Annotated in this window: 13 protein-coding genes; 5 read left to right on the top strand and 8 right to left on the bottom strand. The window is 71.5% G+C overall.

The annotated features are described in order from the left end of the window. On the bottom strand, nucleotides 1-323 hold a 323-nt coding region (locus tag D7Y21_RS33080), incomplete at its 3' end, for a CinA family protein (RefSeq protein WP_147469440.1). Next, complete coding sequence (locus tag D7Y21_RS33075) at nucleotides 320-1429, bottom strand: GRAS family protein (RefSeq protein WP_121717796.1); 1110 nt, start codon at nucleotides 1427-1429, stop codon at nucleotides 320-322. The genes D7Y21_RS33080 and D7Y21_RS33075, both read right to left, overlap by 4 nt. Nucleotides 1430-1836: 407 nt before the next feature. Between D7Y21_RS33075 and D7Y21_RS33070 the strand changes: the two genes are divergently transcribed. The 3 genes from D7Y21_RS33070 to D7Y21_RS33060 all read left to right on the top strand — a co-directional run bounded on the left by D7Y21_RS33070 (nucleotide 1837) and on the right by D7Y21_RS33060 (nucleotide 6558). Continuing rightward, nucleotides 1837-4617, top strand: a complete 2781-nt coding sequence (locus D7Y21_RS33070) for a TonB-dependent receptor domain-containing protein (protein WP_121717795.1) — start codon at nucleotides 1837-1839, stop codon at nucleotides 4615-4617. A gap of 1 nt (nucleotide 4618) precedes the next feature. Beyond that, nucleotides 4619-5896 carry a hypothetical protein gene (locus D7Y21_RS33065; protein WP_121717794.1) on the top strand — a complete coding sequence of 426 codons (1278 nt, stop codon included), beginning with the start codon at nucleotides 4619-4621 and terminating at the stop codon, nucleotides 5894-5896. Between the two features lie 143 nt (nucleotides 5897-6039). Continuing rightward, complete coding sequence (locus tag D7Y21_RS33060; protein ID WP_120566930.1) at nucleotides 6040-6558, top strand: hypothetical protein; 519 nt, start codon at nucleotides 6040-6042, stop codon at nucleotides 6556-6558. On the opposite strand, the gene D7Y21_RS33055 is transcribed toward D7Y21_RS33060, so the two are convergent. From D7Y21_RS33055 to D7Y21_RS33035, 5 genes are all read right to left on the bottom strand, one after another. Next, the gene (locus tag D7Y21_RS33055; protein ID WP_121717799.1) at nucleotides 6527-7837 is read right to left on the bottom strand and encodes a PAS domain-containing sensor histidine kinase; all 1311 of its coding nucleotides are present in this window, start codon (nucleotides 7835-7837) and stop codon (nucleotides 6527-6529) included. The two genes, D7Y21_RS33060 and D7Y21_RS33055, sit on opposite strands and share 32 nt — an antisense overlap. A gap of 89 nt (nucleotides 7838-7926) precedes the next feature. After that, nucleotides 7927-9333 (bottom strand): sigma-54 dependent transcriptional regulator, encoded by a 1407-nt coding sequence (locus D7Y21_RS33050; RefSeq protein WP_233591925.1) that lies wholly within the window; start codon nucleotides 9331-9333, stop codon nucleotides 7927-7929. Between the two features lie 41 nt (nucleotides 9334-9374). After that, a complete protein-coding gene (locus D7Y21_RS33045) occupies nucleotides 9375-11795 on the bottom strand; it encodes an ABC transporter permease (protein ID WP_121717793.1) in 2421 nt (806 codons plus the stop codon). 18 nt (nucleotides 11796-11813) lie between these two features. Further along, nucleotides 11814-12557, bottom strand: coding sequence for an ABC transporter ATP-binding protein (locus D7Y21_RS33040; protein WP_233591941.1), 744 nt, complete (start codon nucleotides 12555-12557; stop codon nucleotides 11814-11816). Next, nucleotides 12557-13801, bottom strand: a complete 1245-nt coding sequence (locus D7Y21_RS33035; protein ID WP_121717798.1) for an HlyD family secretion protein — start codon at nucleotides 13799-13801, stop codon at nucleotides 12557-12559. Before D7Y21_RS33035 ends, D7Y21_RS33040 begins: the two co-directional genes overlap by 1 nt. Before the next feature lie 218 nt (nucleotides 13802-14019). Here D7Y21_RS33035 and D7Y21_RS33030 point away from each other — a divergent pair, with 218 nt between their 5' ends. Continuing rightward, nucleotides 14020-15084, top strand: coding sequence for a hypothetical protein (locus tag D7Y21_RS33030; protein ID WP_147469439.1), 1065 nt, complete (start codon nucleotides 14020-14022; stop codon nucleotides 15082-15084). Between the two features lie 6 nt (nucleotides 15085-15090). Here D7Y21_RS33030 and D7Y21_RS33025 read toward each other — a convergent pair whose 3' ends face one another. Next, complete coding sequence (locus tag D7Y21_RS33025; RefSeq protein WP_121717791.1) at nucleotides 15091-15666, bottom strand: hypothetical protein; 576 nt, start codon at nucleotides 15664-15666, stop codon at nucleotides 15091-15093. Between the two features lie 38 nt (nucleotides 15667-15704). Here D7Y21_RS33025 and D7Y21_RS33020 point away from each other — a divergent pair. After that, nucleotides 15705-17095 (top strand): AMP-binding protein (locus D7Y21_RS33020; protein ID WP_121717797.1); only part of this gene is annotated, 1391 nt, incomplete at its 3' end.

Below are 17095 nucleotides of genomic sequence, written 5' to 3'. Positions count from 1 at the left end.
CCCCCGGGCCCCGCGATGCCTGTCTCCGCCACCGCCCAGTCCGCCCACGAACGCTCCAGTGCCCCCGCCGCCATCGCGCCCACCGCCTCCGCGCTCACCGACCCGTGCGCCTGCAACAACGCCAGCGGCACTCCCAGCTGCTCCCCCTTCGACTCGTTCGAGTACGGCACGAACCCGCGATCCACCACCGCGGATGCCCCCGGCACCTCCGTCAGCGCCGCCGTCATCAGCCCTCCCGTACACGCCTCCGCCAATGCCAGCCGCACGCCGGCCTCACGGCACCTCGCGATGACCTTCGGCGCCAATGCCTCCAGGTCGCTCACGCGCCCTCCCCTGGCACCGCCGCCAGCACCGACACCAGCACATCGCCCCGGAAGGTGATGCCCACCGTGCCCTCCTCCACGCACAAGCCCACGGCCGGGTGCACGTCGTCCGGACACACCGCCTCCAGCCCGCCTCGCGGCGCGAAGCCCGCACGCTGCAACCGCTCCCACCAGGCCAGGGCCGGCTCGTGGCGCTCACACCGCTCCGACTCGTTCACCGTGCCCACGATGTCATCCACCTCCCGGCCGAAGAACCGCTTGATGGCGCGACGCTCCGCGCCCGGTATCTCCAGCGTATCCAGCAGCTGGAACACCCGGGAGAAGTGATTCCACGCGTTCTTCAATCGCTCACGCGCCGGTGCGCGGTGGTGATCCACGTGCGGCTCGCACATCACCACGCCCACCGGTCCCAGCGACGCCAGCCTCGCCAGCACCGCGTCGCGCGCCTCCATGCCAGACGTCTCCTTCTCCGCCACGTGGTGCAGCGCGAACGCCGCGTTCACCACCAGCGGCCGGCGCACGGCTCGCAACGCCGCCCATGTCGCCACGTCCAGGTCCTCCACCGGCGCCTCCAGCTTCACGAACTCGAGCGACAGCCCCACCTCCTCCGCCACCGCCAGCACCGCGTCGCGCGCCTCCACCAGACTCGTGCCGCTGGGGTCCACTCCCACCACCGTCAGGTGCCGGGGCAGCGCGCCCGCCCTCGCCAGCGCTCGCAGCAGGTTGCACTCCTGCCGCCCCTGCCCGATGCCCACGTCCAGCAGCGTCGCCTCCGCGTGTCCTCGCAGGAAGTCCGCGAGCAGCGCGTTCGCCACCGCGTCCGCCGCCGACGCCAGCGGCAGGTGCTTCATCAACCGCCGGAACAACTCAATCTGTGGCGCGCTCCCGTCCACCTCCGAGGCCCGGTACGGATGCAGCGCCCCCGTCGCGCCTTCCAACCGGCGCGACAAGGCCGTGGCGAACACGGCGTAGTTCTCGTCCTCGGGAATGCGCTCCGCGTCCAACAACCGATAGAGCGCAGCCAGCGCTTCCACCGCATCCATCGTCCGCGCTGACAACGCATGGTCCATCGCCCGGAGCAGCAGTTCGTCCTTCGGCGTCCGCATGCGCCCTCCCCGCGGAACCCTGGCCGTGGCTTCCGCTCGACATGAAAAAGTGTAACGACCGCCCATGTCGCGGCTCCAGGGGGCGGCACCTCGGGACAGAGGGCCGTGCGCGTTCACACAGCGCGCCGCCCCCGCGGTCGGACTGGCGCGGCGCGGGGGCAATGACGGGGGACACGAGCGGCCCGGCGACCCCTGGCACTGCATCCACTAGACTGCGCGTGAAAAGGCACCACCGGGATTCGCCTCCCGGTCCGTATGCCCTGCGTGAACCGACTTCCGCCCCGGGCCGGGGAAGTCATGGGCGCCTTGGGCCGAATCCATGAATGCAGTGTCCTCGCCGGGCCGGAGCACTCTGGCGACAGCGCGGGTGTCACTTTTGTAGGGGTCCGGTGTTGAAGCGCCCGCCCATGTTCCTCCCCCATACCTTCCCCCTGGTGCTGGCCGCCGTGCTCCTGTCCGGCGCGACCGCCCGCGCGCAGGGCGTTCCCTCCGCCACCAGCACGCCTCGCGCCGTGGAGGTGGACGTCCACACCACCGACGCGGGTCAGGCCCTCTCCGCCGAGGACGCCGTCCGTCTGGGCCTCTCCCCCGACGCGGGCGATACGACGCTCGTGCCCCCCAGCCTCACCGCCGACGCTCCCGCCGCGTGGCCGGAAGGCCTGGAGGGCACACCCGGCGAAGTGGAGCTGGAGCTGCTGGTGGACGTGGAGGGCCGCGTCGCGGAGGCGAAGGTGGTGCGCGCCGCCGCCGAGCCTCGCCTCACCGACGCGGCGCTCGCCGCGGCCCCGGGCCTGCGCTTCACCCCGGCCACGCTGGCCGGGAGCCCCGTGGCCGTGCGCCTGCCCTTCGTCTACCGCTTCACGCCACCCGTGCAGGTCCCCGCCTCCACCACGCGCCTCACTGGCGAGGTGCGCGCACGCGGCACGCGCAAGCCCCTCTCCGACGCGGCCCTCTTCCTGGACGGCGCTTCGGAGCCGGCCGCCACCACGGACGCGCAGGGCCTCTTCACGGTGGACGTGTCGCCGGGCCCTCACACGCTGGAGGTCCGCGCTCCAGGCCATGCGACAACGACGTTCACGGAGACGCTGACGCAGGGACAGACGCTCCAGGTCATCTACCGGCTCCAGCCTCGCGAGGTGAACCCCTACGAGACCGTCGTGCGCGACGAGCGCCCGCGTACGGAGGTCACCCGCATCAGCCTGCACGAACAGGAGATCCGCGAGGTGCCCGGCACGCTGGGCGACCCATTCCGCGTGGTGATGCTGATGCCGGGTGTGGGAAGCCTCGCGTCCGGCATCAGCTACCCGGTGGTGCGCGGCAGCCAGCCCGCCGCCACGGGCTTCTTCCTGGACGGTGTGCGCATCCCGATGCTGTACCACCTGCTGCTCGGGCCCGCGGTGGTGCACCCGGACTTCATCGACACCGTGGACTTCTATCCGGGCACGCCGCCGGTGCAGTACGGCCGCGTGCTGGGCGGCGCGGTGGAGGGGCGCCTCAGCCGTCCTCGCGAAGACCGGCTGCACTTCACCGCGTACGCGGACCTGCTCAACGCGGGCGGCTTCATCGAACAGCCCTTTGAATCCACGGGCACCAGCGTCAGCCTCGCAGGCCGCTTCAGCTACTCCGCGCTGCTCATCTCGCTGGCGGCCAACGTGCTCCAGCGCCCGGAAGCGGAGCAGCTGCGCGCGGGATTCTGGGACTACCAGGCACGCATCGAGCAGAAGGTGGGCCGGGGCCGTCTGCGCCTGTTCGCGCTGGGAAGCTCCGACGACGTGGGCATCTCGCCGGAGATGCTGGCAGGGGCGGAGGGCGGCGGCGTCGTGTCGCGCTTCCACCGCATCGACCTGCGCGGCACGCACCCGGTGGCGGAGGGCGAGGGCGAGGTCGGCGTCACCCTGGGCTGGGACGGCCTGGGCCTCACCGGCGAGGAGACGCAAAACGCCGGGGGTACCCTCGTCCGCCAGGACGTGGGCGAGTACGGGCTGAGCCAGGTGAGCGTCGCCGCTCGCGCGGGGTGGCGGCGAGCGCTGACGCCGTCGCTCGACGTCGCCGTGGGCGCGGACGTGGAGCACCGCCGCTCCGCCACCACGCTCATCGGCACCGCGCGGCCTCCGGGCTGGCGGCCCTCCGACGACGCGGATCCGCTCAAGCGGCCCAGCGCACTGGCCACCTTCTCCGGCGCGTATGCGTCCGTCACGTGGAAGCCCTCGGAAGACTGGGTGGTGACGCCGGGCCTGCGCGTGGACGCGTACCACCTGGTGCCGGGTATGACGTTCACCGCGGTGGAGCCGCGCCTGTCCGTACGCCGCACACTGACGGACACCCTCACGCTCAAGGGCGGCGCGGGCCTGTTCCACCAGCCGCCCACCGTGCTCGTGCACGTGCCCGCCATCGACACCGCGAGCCTGCGCTACGGCCTCCAGTCCGGCGCGCAGTTCGACGTGGGCGCGGAGTGGAAGGCCTTCGAGGGGCTGGAGCTGAGCGCGGACGCGTACTTCAACCCGCTCTCCCGCGCGGTGGAGTTCGACCTGGTGGACGTGGCGGAGAACCGCCGCCGCCGGGGCGGCCTGGGCGAGGACCCCGCCACCACCGGCTACGCCTACGGCTTCGACCTGATGGCGCGCCATCCGCTGGGCCGCCACTGGTTCGGCTGGGTGTCCTACAGCTTCCTGCAGAGCAAGCGGAAGGCGCGCTTCGCCCGCATCGGCGACGACAACCGCGTGCTGGAGACGGTGGAGGGCACGCTGCCCTTCGCCTTCGAGCAGGCGCACACCTTCAACGCCGCGCTCAGCTACAAGTTCGGCAACAACTGGACCGTGGGCACGGTGGTGCACTTCAACACCGGCCGTCCGGAGACGGGGCAGCTCACCTCCCAGACGCAGCGCTGGGTGACGGACGGCGACGGCTCGACAAAATGGGTGCGGCAGGATCTGGACCGCACGCAGCGGCTGGCGCCGTTCTTCCGCGTGGACGCGCGCATCGCGAAGTCGTGGGCCTACCAGGACTTCACCCTGGACGCGTCGCTGGACGTGCTCAACCTCTCCGCACAGCAGGAGGTGGTGGCCTACGAGTACCGCTCCGACGGCGGCGACTACGAGGGCTCCCCCCACAAGGACGTCCGCCCCGTGCGGGTCCCCATGCGCATCCCCGTCATCCTCCCCCTCTTCGGGCTCAAGGCGACCTACTGACATGCGACGCGCACTCGTCACTTCCCTGGGACTGCTGGCCTTCACCACCGCTGGCTGCGACCGCTATCCCGAGGACCCCATCTTCGCGTACGGCCGCGCGCTCCACCGCGACGGCACGCCGCGCTCCGGCGAGACGCTGACCCTGGAGCGGCTGGAGGACGACGTCTTCACGCCGCTCACCACCGCCACCACGGAGGCCTCGGGCGACTTCACCCTGGAGATGCTGTCCGGAGACGCCGTGCGCGAGGAGGACTACTACAGACGCCCGAACCGTCTGCGGCTGGCGCTGCCGCTGGACGCGGACGGCAGCGGCACCTTCCTCTCGTTCACCATGCAGGACGACGTGGAGCTGCCCACGCTGAAGCCGTGGGATGCGCGCCCGATCGTGGGCAGCAGCGACCAGGGCCCCACCGTGGCCTTCCCGCCCGCGCCCCCGGCACCTCCCGTGCCGGAGACCGGCGACACGCTGGAGCTGCTCGCCGACGACGGTTCGACGATTCCCCTGCCGCCCACCGCCCCGGAGCCCCTGCTGTGGGTCACGTCCGGCGACGAGCTGCTCTGGCGGCAGAAGGGCACGGAGTCCCCATGGACGCCGAGCCCGTACGTGCTGGAGGACTTCGCCGCGCCCCAGGTGCGGCTGCGCGCCGCCAGCATGGGCTCGTGGTTGTTCTCTCCGCTGGGCGGTGAGCCCAGCTCCGTCTATTTCCGGCAGGAATGGCGCACCGGCGCCGAACCGCTGCCCGCAGGGACGCTGCGCCCCATCAGTCGCGGCGCGACGTGCGAGCCGTCCTTTCCGGATGTCTGTCCATGGACGGATGGCCTGCTCACCCCGGTGGACTTCTGGGAGAAGGAGACCGACCCCCGCTTCCACAACGTCGTCATCACCCTGCCCCAGCCGGCCCTGCCACGCCGCGCGGTGGTGCGCGGGCTGTACTACCTGCAAGGCAGGGGCGGTAAGGATTGGCTCGTCCTGGAGGGCAGTGTTGACGGCGAACAGTGGCAATCCCTGGCGCGCGTCGTACTGCGGGACATGAGCCCGCTGGAGCAGTCCCTGCGCGATGCGACGTTTGGCCTCTACACCGAGCCTGCCGAGGGGGCATCTCCCTATGGGGACGGGATGCTCCGCCTGGGCGTCCAGGAGCCGGTCTTCCAGGACGTGCCCCTCACCCCCACCGGGCCCGTGCGCTTCGTGCGGCTCTCCGTGGAATCCCTCATCTACGACGGAACCGCCCCACCCGCTGAGTTCTATACCCTCTCTGAGTTGTCCATCTTTGAATAGTCATTGCGGATGACCCTCCAACCCCCAGAAGTTGCTTGTCTGGGTGGAGCCCGGGAGTCCTGCCCAATCAAATAAATCAAGAAATAAAGGGCGAACCGTTCTTCTCTTGCAGCACCGCTCATTCGTGCCCGAGGAGGGCCCCGATGATTGCGCTGACCTGGACGTATGGGCAGCTCCTCAAGGGATTGACGGAGCGGGTGCGCCGGGTGCTGCTGGTGCAGGTGCTCATCCTGGCGCCGAGCTTCGGGGTGCTGGAGCTGGACCCATGGGGTCCTTCGCACCGAGGGCTTTCCCTGACACGTCTGGCGCTGTGGGGCTGCGCCGTAGGGCTGTTGTGGGCCCTGCACCGGTATGCCTTCGGGCGCTCGCGGGTGGCGTCATGGCAGCGCGTGCTGTGGGTGACGGCGCTGTGCTGGCTGGGGCAGTGGCTGGGCGGCTTCGTCGCGCTGGAGGCGCTGCCGCGCTCGCTCCAGCAGTGGTCCGGGGCGCGGTGGATCCACGTGGGCTTCACCGTGTTGTTCTTCTGGGCGGCGACCGCGCTGCTCTACCGGCTGGCCGCGCCCATGCCGGAGCCTGAGGCTGCTCCCGCCGCGCCCACGGGACCCCAGGCCCCGTCCGGCAAGAAGGGCTTCACGCGCGCGGAGCGTCCAGCGGGAGCCTGAGCCTCGCGCGGCACCCACGGCCGTCCGTGCGGTTCTCCAGGCGCAGGCTGCCTCCGTGCGCTTCGGCGATCTGCCGGCTGAGCGCCAGGCCGATGCCGCTGCCCTGGGGCTTGGTGGTGAAGAAGGGCACGAAGAGGTTCGCGGTGTCGGCGAGGCCGGGGCCTTCATCCTCCACCCAGACCTCCACGGCGCCCGGCGCGTGCACCGCCCAGGAAACCCAGACGCCGCCCGCGCCTCCTTCCGACAGGACCGCGTCCACGGCGTTGCGCACCAGGTTGATGAGCAGTTGCTCCAACTGGTCGCCATCTCCAGACACGGTGAGGACGGGGCCCGGGCGCACGGCGACGGGGCGGCGCGGCTCCAGGGCCACCACGCGCCGCACCCAGGGCTCCACTTCGACGGGTCCCAGGGTGGGTGGCGGCAGGCGCGCGAGCCGCGCGTGGGCGGACATGAAGCGGGACAGGGCCTCCGCGCGGCGGGCGATGATGCCCAGGCCGTGACGGGTGTCCTCCTCCCAGTCCGCGGGGCGCGGCACCTGGGTGACGGTGTCCCGGAGGGCGTCCGCGATGGATTGGATGGGGGTGAGGGAGTTGTTGATTTCGTGGCTGAGCACGCGGACCAGCCGGCGCCAGGCTTCACGTTCCTCTTCGCGCAATGCCAGACGCAGGTCGGTGAGCACGACGAGTTGGTGGGGCTGGCCGCCTTCACGGAAGGTGCCTCGCCACAGCTCGTAGGGGCCGCCGTCCTGCTGCGCGAAGACGCGCGTGAGGCGGCGGGGGGCGGGGCCTTCCAGCAGGTCGCTCCAGCCGAGGGCCTCGGCGCTTTGGCCCAGGAGCTGCGCGCGCGGCAGGCCCACGAGGCGGGCGCCCGCGCGGTTCACCAGCTTGAGGGTGCCGGAGGCGTCGAAGGCGAGCACCGCGACGTCGATGGCCTCCATGACCTGGCCCAGCAGCGCGCCGGCCTCCATCGCGCCCAGGCGCTGTTCGCGCAGGGTGTCCCCCAGGGCGTTGACCTCCAGGAGCACCTCGCCGAGCGGATCACCCGCGCGTCCGCCCCGGCCGCGCACGGAGTAGTCGCCTTCACGCAGGGCGGCCAGCAGGCCCGCGACGGTGTGCAGGGGCCGCACGACGCGCTCGCGGAGCGCCAGGCAGGCTCCGGCGTGCATGCCCACCACGAGCACGGACAGCGTCCAGCGCACCTTGGCGGTGAAGTCCCCCGTCCAGAGGAGCGCGAGCGTCACGAGGACCGCGGGCAGGCCCGCTAGGGCCGCGAGCCACATCACCCGCAGGTCGTACGGCACTCGTGCGTCCGGTTCGTGCGCATCGTGCTTCGTGATGCGCGGGTCGTGCGGCGCAGGGGGACCGCTGTTCACCTTGCGCCCTTGATGCCGTAGTACTGGAGCCGCCGGTAGAGCGCGCTGCGCGACAGCCCCAGCGCCTTCGCGGCTTCGCTCACGTTGCCGTCGTGCCGGCCGAGGGCGCGCTCGATGAGGTAGCGCTCCACCTCCTCCAGCGTCATCTCCTCCAGGCGCGCACTCCCTCCGCCCGGAGGGCCCATCCGCTTGAGCAGCAGGTCCTCCGCCTCCACGCGGTCCCCGACCGCCATCAGCAGCGCGCGCTCCACCGCGTGCTCCAGCTCGCGCACGTTGCCCGGCCACGGGTACGCGATGAGCGCCTCCATTGCTCCCGGTGCCAGGTGGATGTTGGGACGGCCGTAGCGCTGCCCCTGCGCCGCCAGGAAGTGCGCCGCGAGCAACGGGATGTCCTCGCGCCGCTCCCGCAGCGGCGGCAACTGCACCTCCACCGTGTTGAGCCGGTAGAGCAGGTCCTCGCGGAAGCGACCCTCCACCGCCGCCCGGCCCAGGTCCACGTTCGTCGCGCTCACCACGCGCACGTCCACGCGCCGCGTCCGCGACGAGCCCACCGGGTGCAGCTCCCCCGTCTGGAGCACCCGCAGCAGCTTCGCCTGCTGCGTGAGCGGCATGTTCCCAATCTCATCCAGGAAGAGCGTGCCGCCATCCGCCAGTTCGAAGCAGCCGATGCGGTCCGCCTTCGCATCCGTGAAGGCTCCCTTCACGTGGCCGAAGAGCTCGCTCTCGAAGACGCCCTCGGACAGGCCGCCGGAGTTCACCGCGACGAAGGGCCGGTCCGCGCGCGTGCTCGCCGCGTGGAGGAGGCGCGCCACCACCTCCTTGCCCGTGCCGTGCTCCCCCGTCACCAGCACCGGCGCGGACGACGGCGCCACCCGCTCGATGAGCCTGCGCACCGGCTGCATCGCCCGCGACTCGCCCAGCAGCGGAGAGCGTCCGCCCTGCTCGCGGCGCAGGTGCTGGTTCTCCTCCTCCAGCCGCCGGCCGCGCTTCAACGCCCGGGACAGCTCCAGCTGCGTGCGCAGCGTGGCCAGGAGGCGCGTGTTGTCCCAGGGCTTCTGCACGTAGTCGCGCGCGCCCAGGCGCATCGCCTCCACCGCGCCCTCCACGCTGCTCCACGCCGTCATCACCACCACGGGCAGCAGCGCGTCCCTCGCGCGCAGCTCTCCCAGCAGGTCCAGGCCCTCGCGCCCGGACGTGGTGTCGCGCGCGTAGTTCAGGTCCATCAACACCAGGTCCACGTCCTCCGCGTCCAGCGTGGCCTTCACGCCCGCGGGGGACTGGGCGCTCACCACCGTGTAGCCATCGCGCTTGAGCAACAGCCGCAACGCCTCCAGCACGTCCGGCTGGTCGTCGGCCACGAGGACACGGGTGGTACGCGGAGAGGGAGCGGTGGGTTCGGACACGGAGGACGCCACGGGCAGGACTGTGCCAGAAAGGAGGGAACTCAGTCGGCCCGGAGCGCGATGATGGGGTCCACGCGCGTCGCCCGTCGAGCAGGCAGCCACGACGCCCCCAGCGCCACCCCGGTCAGAAGCAGCGCGACCCCGCCGAACGTCCACGGGTCGTCCGCCGACACGCCATACAGCAGCGACCCCAGCAGCCGCGCCAATCCCAATGACAGGCACAGCCCCACCGCCACGCCCGTGAGCGACAGCCGCAGGCCCTGCGCCAGCACCAGCCGCAGCACGTCCCCTCGCGCCGCGCCCAGCGCCATGCGGATGCCCAGCTCCCGCGTGCGCTGCGTCACCGAGAAGGCGATGACCCCCGACAGCCCCAGCGCCGCGAGCAGCAGCGCGACACCCGCGAACAGCCCCATCACCAGCGCGGACAACCGCCGGGGGCCCGTGGACTGGTCCATCCGCCGAGTGAGCGAGGACACGTCGAACAGCGGCAGGTCCGCGTCCACCGCGCGCACCTCCGCCTCCACCTGGGCGCGCAACGCCTCCGGATCCCCGGACTTCACGCGCACCGTCAGGCCCATGTACACGGACGGCAGCTGCGACAGCGAGTAGTACGCCGCCGGGCGCGCCGGCACGTCCAGGCCCCACTCGCGCAGGTCGTCCACGACGCCCACCACCGTGGTCCACTGCATGTCCTGGCCGTGCAACTTCAACCGCTGCCCCAACGCATCACCCTTCGGCCAGAAGAGGTTCGCGAAGGAGCGGTTGATGACCACCGCCCAGGGCGCGTCCGGCCCGTCCCCGTCCTCCAGCAACCGCCCCTGCCGCAGGTGGACGCGCAGCGCGTGCAGGTAGCCGGGGGTGGCGGCGCGGAACTCCACCGCCTTCCACAGCTCGCCCGGCTGGCGCTGACGCCCCTCGATGTCGAAGCTGTTGTCCATGGAGCCGCCCAGCGGGAGCACGTTCGTCAGCCCCGCGGACTCCACGCCCGGCAGCGCCTGGAGCCGGGGCACCAGGGCCTGCAGGAAGGCCGCCTGCTTCGGCCTGTCCGGGTACTGCACCTTCGGCAGCGCGAGCGCTCCGGTGAGCACGCCGTCGGACTCGAAGCCCGCGTCCACGCGCTGGAGCGCGAGGAAGCTCTTCACGAACAGGCCCGCGCCCACCAGCAACACCAACGCGAGCGACACCTGCGCCACCACCAGCGCGGCGCGCAGCCGGCCCGTGCGGTGGCTTCCCGTGGCGCGCGCGCCTTCACGCATCGCCGCGTGCAGGTCCACGCGGCTGGCCTGGAGCGCGGGCACCAGCCCGAAGAGCACGCCCGTGAGCACCGACACCGCCAACGTGAAGAGCACGGAGACCACGTCCAGCTTCACACCCTGGGCCCGGGGCAGGCCCTCGCCCACCGTGGCCACCAGCGCGTCCGTGCCCCACAGCGCCAGCAGCAGCCCCACCGCGCCCGCCACCAGCGACAGCACCAGGCTCTCCGTGAGGAACTGCGCCACCAGCCGCATCCGGCCCGCGCCCAGCGCCGCGCGGATGGACACTTCACGGCCCCGGGACACCGCCCTCGCGAGCAGCAGGTTGGCCACGCTGGAGCACGCGACCAGCAGCACGAAGCCCACCGCGCCCCAGAGCAGCCACAGCGTCTCGCGGACGCCGCCCACAATCTGGTCCTCCAGCGACTTCACGCTCATGGACCACCCCGCCTGCCGGTACTGGTCCACCAGGTCCGCCGAGCGCGCGTTGCCCATGCGCACCAGGTCCGCGCGCGCTCCGTCCAGCGTCATGCCCGGCTTGAGCCGCGCCATCACGCTCAGGAAGCGGTTGCCGCGCCGGGACTCCGCCTGCTGCTCGGGCGTGGGCGCGAAGGGCAGCACCACCTCCGTGTCCTCTGGATAGACGCCCCCCGGAGGCAGCACGCCCACCACCGTGCGCGGCACGCCGTCCAGCCGCAGCACGCGCCCCAGCACCTCTGGATCCTTCGCGAAGTGCGTACGCCATGCGGCGTCCGTGAGCACGACGACCTGGTCCCGGCCCGGCGTCTCCTCCTCCTGCGTGAAGCCCCGGCCCAGCACCGGCGCGACGCCGAGCGTGGGCAGGAAGGACGCCGTGGCGATGACGACGCGCAGGCGCCGGGGCGACTCCCCACCGGTGAGCGTCATGTCGTCGGGCCGGAAGGCGGACAGCGACACGAAGGCCTTCGTGTGCGTGACCAGGTCCCGGTACTCCGGGATGGAGGTCGACACCTCCTTCAAGCCGAAGGCGTCCAGGTTCGGGGCCAGCAGCACCAGCCGCTCCGGCTGGGTGAACGGCGGCGGCGTGAGCAGCACGCCCTTCACCACGCTGAACACGGCGCTGTTCGCGCCGATGCCCAACGCCAGCGTCAGCACCGCCACCGCCACGAAGCCGGGGGCGTTCTTGAGGGAGCGCCACGCGTAGCGCAAGTCGCCGAGCAGGTGTTCCATGGCCGTGTCCCCTGTCTTTCAGCGAAGCTGCTCGTCCTGCACCACGCGGCCGTCGAACAGGCTCACCGTGCGCGTGGCGATGCGCGCGTGCGCCGGGTCGTGCGTCACCATGCAGATGGTGGAGCCCGCCTTGTGCAGGTCGGACAAGAGCTGCATCACGGCCTCGCCGTTCTTCGAGTCCAGGTTACCGGTGGGCTCGTCCGCCAGGAGGATGAGGGGGTCTCCCGCCACGGCGCGCGCCACCGCCACGCGCTGCTGCTGGCCGCCGGACAGCTGCCCCGGCAGGTGACGCGCCCGGTGCGCCATGCCCACGCGCTCCAGGGCCCGCTCCACGCGCTGCTTGCGCTCCTGCGCGGGCAGCCCCCGGTAGGTGAGCGGCAGCTCCACGTTCTCGAAGACGGTGAGGTCGCCGATGAGGTTGAAGCTCTGGAAGATGAAGCCGATGTGCTGGTTGCGCACCTTCGCCCGGTCCGTGGGCGACAGCTCCAGCACGCTCTTGCCATCCAGCAGGTAGCTGCCGCGCGTGGCGGTGTCCAACAGCCCCAGCACCGCGAGCAGCGTGGACTTGCCGGAGCCGGACGGGCCGACAATGGCCACCCATTCGTTCTGGCGGATGGTGAGCTGGATGTTGGAGAGGGCGTGCGTCTCCACCTCCTCCGTCTCGAACACCTTGGTGAGCCCGTCGAGTTGGAGCAGCGCCTTGCCCGGCACCGCGCCCGGGGCCACGGCCTTCGTCTCGCGGTCGTTCGTCATCGTCGTCATCATCGTAGCCTCACGCGCTCCACCGCATCCCACGCGGTCATGTCCGACAGCACCACCTGATCGCCTTCTGAAAGTCCCTGCACGACCTCCACCGCGTTCACCGAGCCGCGGCCCAGCTTCACGGGGATGCGCACCGCCTCGTCGCCTCCGGGCAAGAGCCGGAAGAGCGCCAGCGTGCTCTCCGCCTGGGCTCCCGCGGGACGGCCCACGGACAGCACGTCGTCCAGCCGCTCCAGCTCCACGGTGCCCTCCACGGTGAGGTCCGGCCGGGCGCCCTTGGGCAGCGCGTCCGGCAGCGACACCTCCACGCGCACCGTGCCCTGGCTGGCCGCGGGGGCCACACGCGCCACGATGCCCTCCACCACGCCGTTGCGCGTGTCCACCTGCGCCTTCAGGCCCGGGAGGATGTCGCGCGCCTGCGTCTCCGCGATTCGCAGCTCCGCCTTGAGCCGCTCCGGCTTCACCACCTTGGCCAGGAGCACGCCGGGCGTCACCCACTGGCCCAGCTCCAGCGGCAGCTCCTGGAGCACGCCGTCCTCGCCCGCGAGCACCTTCATGGACTCCACCTGCTGGCGGCGGAAGCGCGCCACGGCCTTCAGCCGCTCCACCTGCTCCTGCTGTGAAGCCAGACGCTGACGCAGGCTCTGGGACATGACGTCCAGGCGCTGGCGCTCCAAGTCCAGACGTTGCCCTGCCTCCTGCGCCTTCTCCTGCGCCTGGCGCGTCTCCAGGTCTCCGACGAAGGCCTTCTGGAAGAGCGCCGCGTTGGCCTGCGCGCGGCGGGTGGCGTCGGCGGACTCGGCGGTGAGGGTGGCCACGGTGGCCTGCTGGGATAGCCGCTGCGTCTGGAGCAGCTCGCGCAGCTCCAGGAAGTCGCCTTCGGCGCTCGCGAGCTGGCGTTCGGCCTCCAGTGCCTGGAGCTGCACGTCCGGGTTGGACAGCTCCAAGAGGAGCGTGCCGGCGGTGACGGTGGCGCCGGGCCTCACGTGGATGCGCTCCACGCGGCCGGCGGTGTCGGCGGTGAGCCAGCGGATGGATTCAGGCACCAGAGAGCCGGTGCCCTTCACCTGGCGCACCAGCGGGCCGCGCTTCACCGTGTCCAACCACACCGAGGCCTTGTCCACGGTGGGCGCGGCGGGGCGCAGCCGGGACAGGCCCACCGTCACCGCCACGAGCGCGGCGAGGCCCAGGGCGGCCAGGAGGTAGGGTTTGCGGCGGGGTGCTCGGGCCTTCGGGATGTCCACGCCCCGGGCCATAGCGAGCCGTGTGCCAGGGCTCCGAGCCGGGCCAAGCGCCCGGAAACACGAGGGCGGCGGAGGGATATCCGGCCGCGTTGACCGCTTGCGCGAAGGGCGCGTCCCAGGAACGGACACCGCGAAGAAGTGTGCTGGGGCTGAATAGAAACAGTGTCAGGCCGTCTGCTTGCTCGATTCAATTCCCACACAATTTCGAGGAACACCCGATGCGCTCCCCTGCTCTCCGGATGCGCGCCAGCATGCTGCTGGCCGCCACCCTTCTGCCCTTCTCCGCCTTCGCCGATGCCCTGTACCTCCAGCTCACGGACGTGGGCAGCGAGGTGGACGCCAGCGGCCTGACCGCGAGCACCGTGACGGAGCGCACGCGCTATGGCATCAACGAGGCGCTGAAGAACGCCACCACGGAAGCCATCCTGATGGACCCCCAGCACGAGGGTTCGCCCGACGTGACGGTGAGCGCGAAGGTGACGCGGGCCGGGGAGAAGTACCGGCTGACGTACCTGCTGAGCACGACGCATTCACCGGTGCGCACCAAGACGTTGTCGTACGACTTCGTCAATCCCAGCCTGAGCGACAAGGGCTCGGTGGTGATGGCGCAGGCGGTGCTGAACGAGGCCCAGAAGCTGGAGGCCGCGAGCCAGGAGACGCCGGTGGCGGCGGCGGAGACGAACGAGGTGCCCCTGGCGCAGGCAGACGCGCCGATGGCGGAGGGCATGGGCCAGGACTCGTCGGGGCGCGAGCTGGAGACCGAAGAGCCGCGCCGCCGGGGCGGTGGCCGGACGAACCTGGACCTGGGTCTGGCGTTGGGCTTCAACAGCCCCTCCGGCATCTTCGGCGGTGAGATCGAGTACCGGGTGGTGCCCGTCCTGGGGCTCAACCTGAGCGCCGGCACGGGCGCCTGGGGCTTCCGGGTGGGGCCGGTGGCGCGCCTGTATCCGCTGGGCGAGTCGCGCACGAGCCCCTTCCTGGAGGCGGGCATGAGCTTCAACCTGGGCACGAAGTCGACGAGCACGCTCACCCTCAACGGCGAGACGGAGGAGTTCACGACGGAGAAGCTGCCCACGCCGGTGGCGACGCTGGCGGTCGGCATGCGTCAGTCGATGGGCCCCATGTACCTGGGTCTGCGCGCGGGCTGGGGCTTCCGCCTGCGTGAGGACAACTGGCGCACGTCGGACGGACGCGACCCGAACCTCCTCGACGACCTCGATATCGCTACCAGCCAGCACGGCGGTTTCCTGGCCAGCGTCACGCTGGGCGTCACGCTCTTCTAGGCGGCGCTACGGGCGGGGCGCGGGAGCGGGTGAGCCCGCGTCCTGCCAGGAGCGCGGCAGGAACGGTGAGGGCCCGTCACCCATTGCATCGGGAGACGCGCTACCGGGTTCTCCAGGCGTGGAGGGCACGCCAGCGTCCTCGGGCTTCGCGACATCGGGCTGACCGTCGATGAGCCGCCGGAGGATCCGGCCATCCCGGTGGATGGCGTAGCTCGCCCCCGAGTCCAGCGCGGGATGCGTGCGGCCACAGGCCTTCGGGTCTTCGTCGATGCGGATGAAGATGACGTCGCCCTGCCGGACGACGCGGTACTGCTGGGACTCCCAGCGGCTTCCACAGGACACGGGGGTGTCCCGCGGCGGAAGCAGGTCCCTGGCAGCGACGGTGAGTGCTCGCAGGGTGTCTCCATCCAATTCGTACACCGTGCCTTCGGTCCCCAGTGAGACAGCGGGTTGCGCGAAGAACGGCGGGAAGGTGATGGAGGGGTCCTCTTCGTAGCTCACGGGAGACGGCGCGGCGGCTCTCATGCAGCCCGCCAGGACGAGCGCGGAGGCCAGGATGGAATGAGTCCTCCGCACGGACATGCGCTCAGCGTATCCCGTCCCGGGTAGGCTCGCGCGCCATGCCGGCCTCCCTGCTTGAAGTGTTCCTGGACCATGCCCGTCACGAACCCTCGCGCCCGTTGCTCTCGTTCGAGGGAGCTTCGTACACGCGGGGCCAGTTGGCGGAGCGGGTCACCGCGTTTGCTCGCGGACTCAAGGCCCGGGGGCTGGCTGCTGGCGACCGCGTCGCGCTCTTCCTGGAGAACAGCGACGCGTTCGTCGTCACCTGGCTGGGTGTCCAGGCCGCGGGCTGCGTCGCCGTGCTCGTCAATACGGCCTACCGCCAGGTGGAGCTGGCTCACATCCTCTCCGACGCGGAGGTGAAGGTCTGCGTCACCAGCACCTCCGGCGCCTCGGAGCTCGCGCCTCTTCGCGACCAACTCCCATCGTTGCAATGGCTCATCACCGTGGAGCCGCCTCCACCCGGGCTCCCCGCGTCCCTGCCCTCCGTGGCGTTCCAAGACGTGGTCGCACTGGGCTCCGCCTCCACCGCGTCCCTGCCGCTGCCTCGCGCGGAGGACCTCGCCGTGCTGGGCTACACGTCCGGCACCACCGGCCGCTCCAAGGGCGCCATGCTCCAGCACCGGCAGCTGCTCGCCAACGTGCGCGCTGTCACCGAAGCGTGGCGCTGGACCGACGCGGATCGGCTCCTGCTCACCCTTCCGCTCTTCCACACCCACGGCCTCATGGTGGGCCTCCACGGCACCCTCTTCACCGGCGCCAGCGTGGACCTGCGCCGCCGCTTCGTCGCTTCCGAAGCGCTCACCGCCCTGCACGACGACGCGTCCCTCACCCTCTTCTTCGGCGTGCCCACCATGTACGGCCGCCTCCTGGAGGAATCCCGCCGCTCCGGCGTGACGCCGCATCCCTTGCGCCTGTGGGTCTCCGGCTCCGCCCCCTTGAGCCCCCAGCTGTGCCTGGACATCGAGGCGCGCTTCGGCGCTCGCATCCTGGAGCGCTACGGGATGACGGAGACCATCATGAACACCACCCAGCCCTACGACGGCGAACGCCGCCCGGGCACCGTGGGCATGCCCTTCCCCGGCCAGGAGGCCCGCGTCGTGGACGTGCGCTCCCGCCAGCCCCTGCCCCGCGGCGAGACGGGCGAAATCGAGGTCCGCGGCCCCCACGTCTTCACCGGCTACTGGCGCCGCCCGGACGCCACCGCCGAAGCCTTCGACGCCGACGGCTGGTTCCGCACCGGCGACCTGGGCGAATGGGACCCGGACGGATTCCTGCGCATCACCGGCCGGGCTCGGGAGCTCATCATCAGCGGTGGCTTCAACATCTACCCCCGCGAAGTCGAAGAGGTCCTCACCGCGCACCCCGCCGTCGCCGAGGCCGCCGTCCTGGGCCTGCCCGACCCGGACTTCGGTGAGCAGGTCGTCGCCGTCATCGTCCCCCACCCCGG

This window comes from Corallococcus sp. AB045 (genome assembly GCF_003668895.1).
Taxonomy (GTDB): domain Bacteria; phylum Myxococcota; class Myxococcia; order Myxococcales; family Myxococcaceae; genus Corallococcus; species Corallococcus coralloides.
This window is presented reverse-complemented; position numbering and strand designations above follow the sequence as displayed.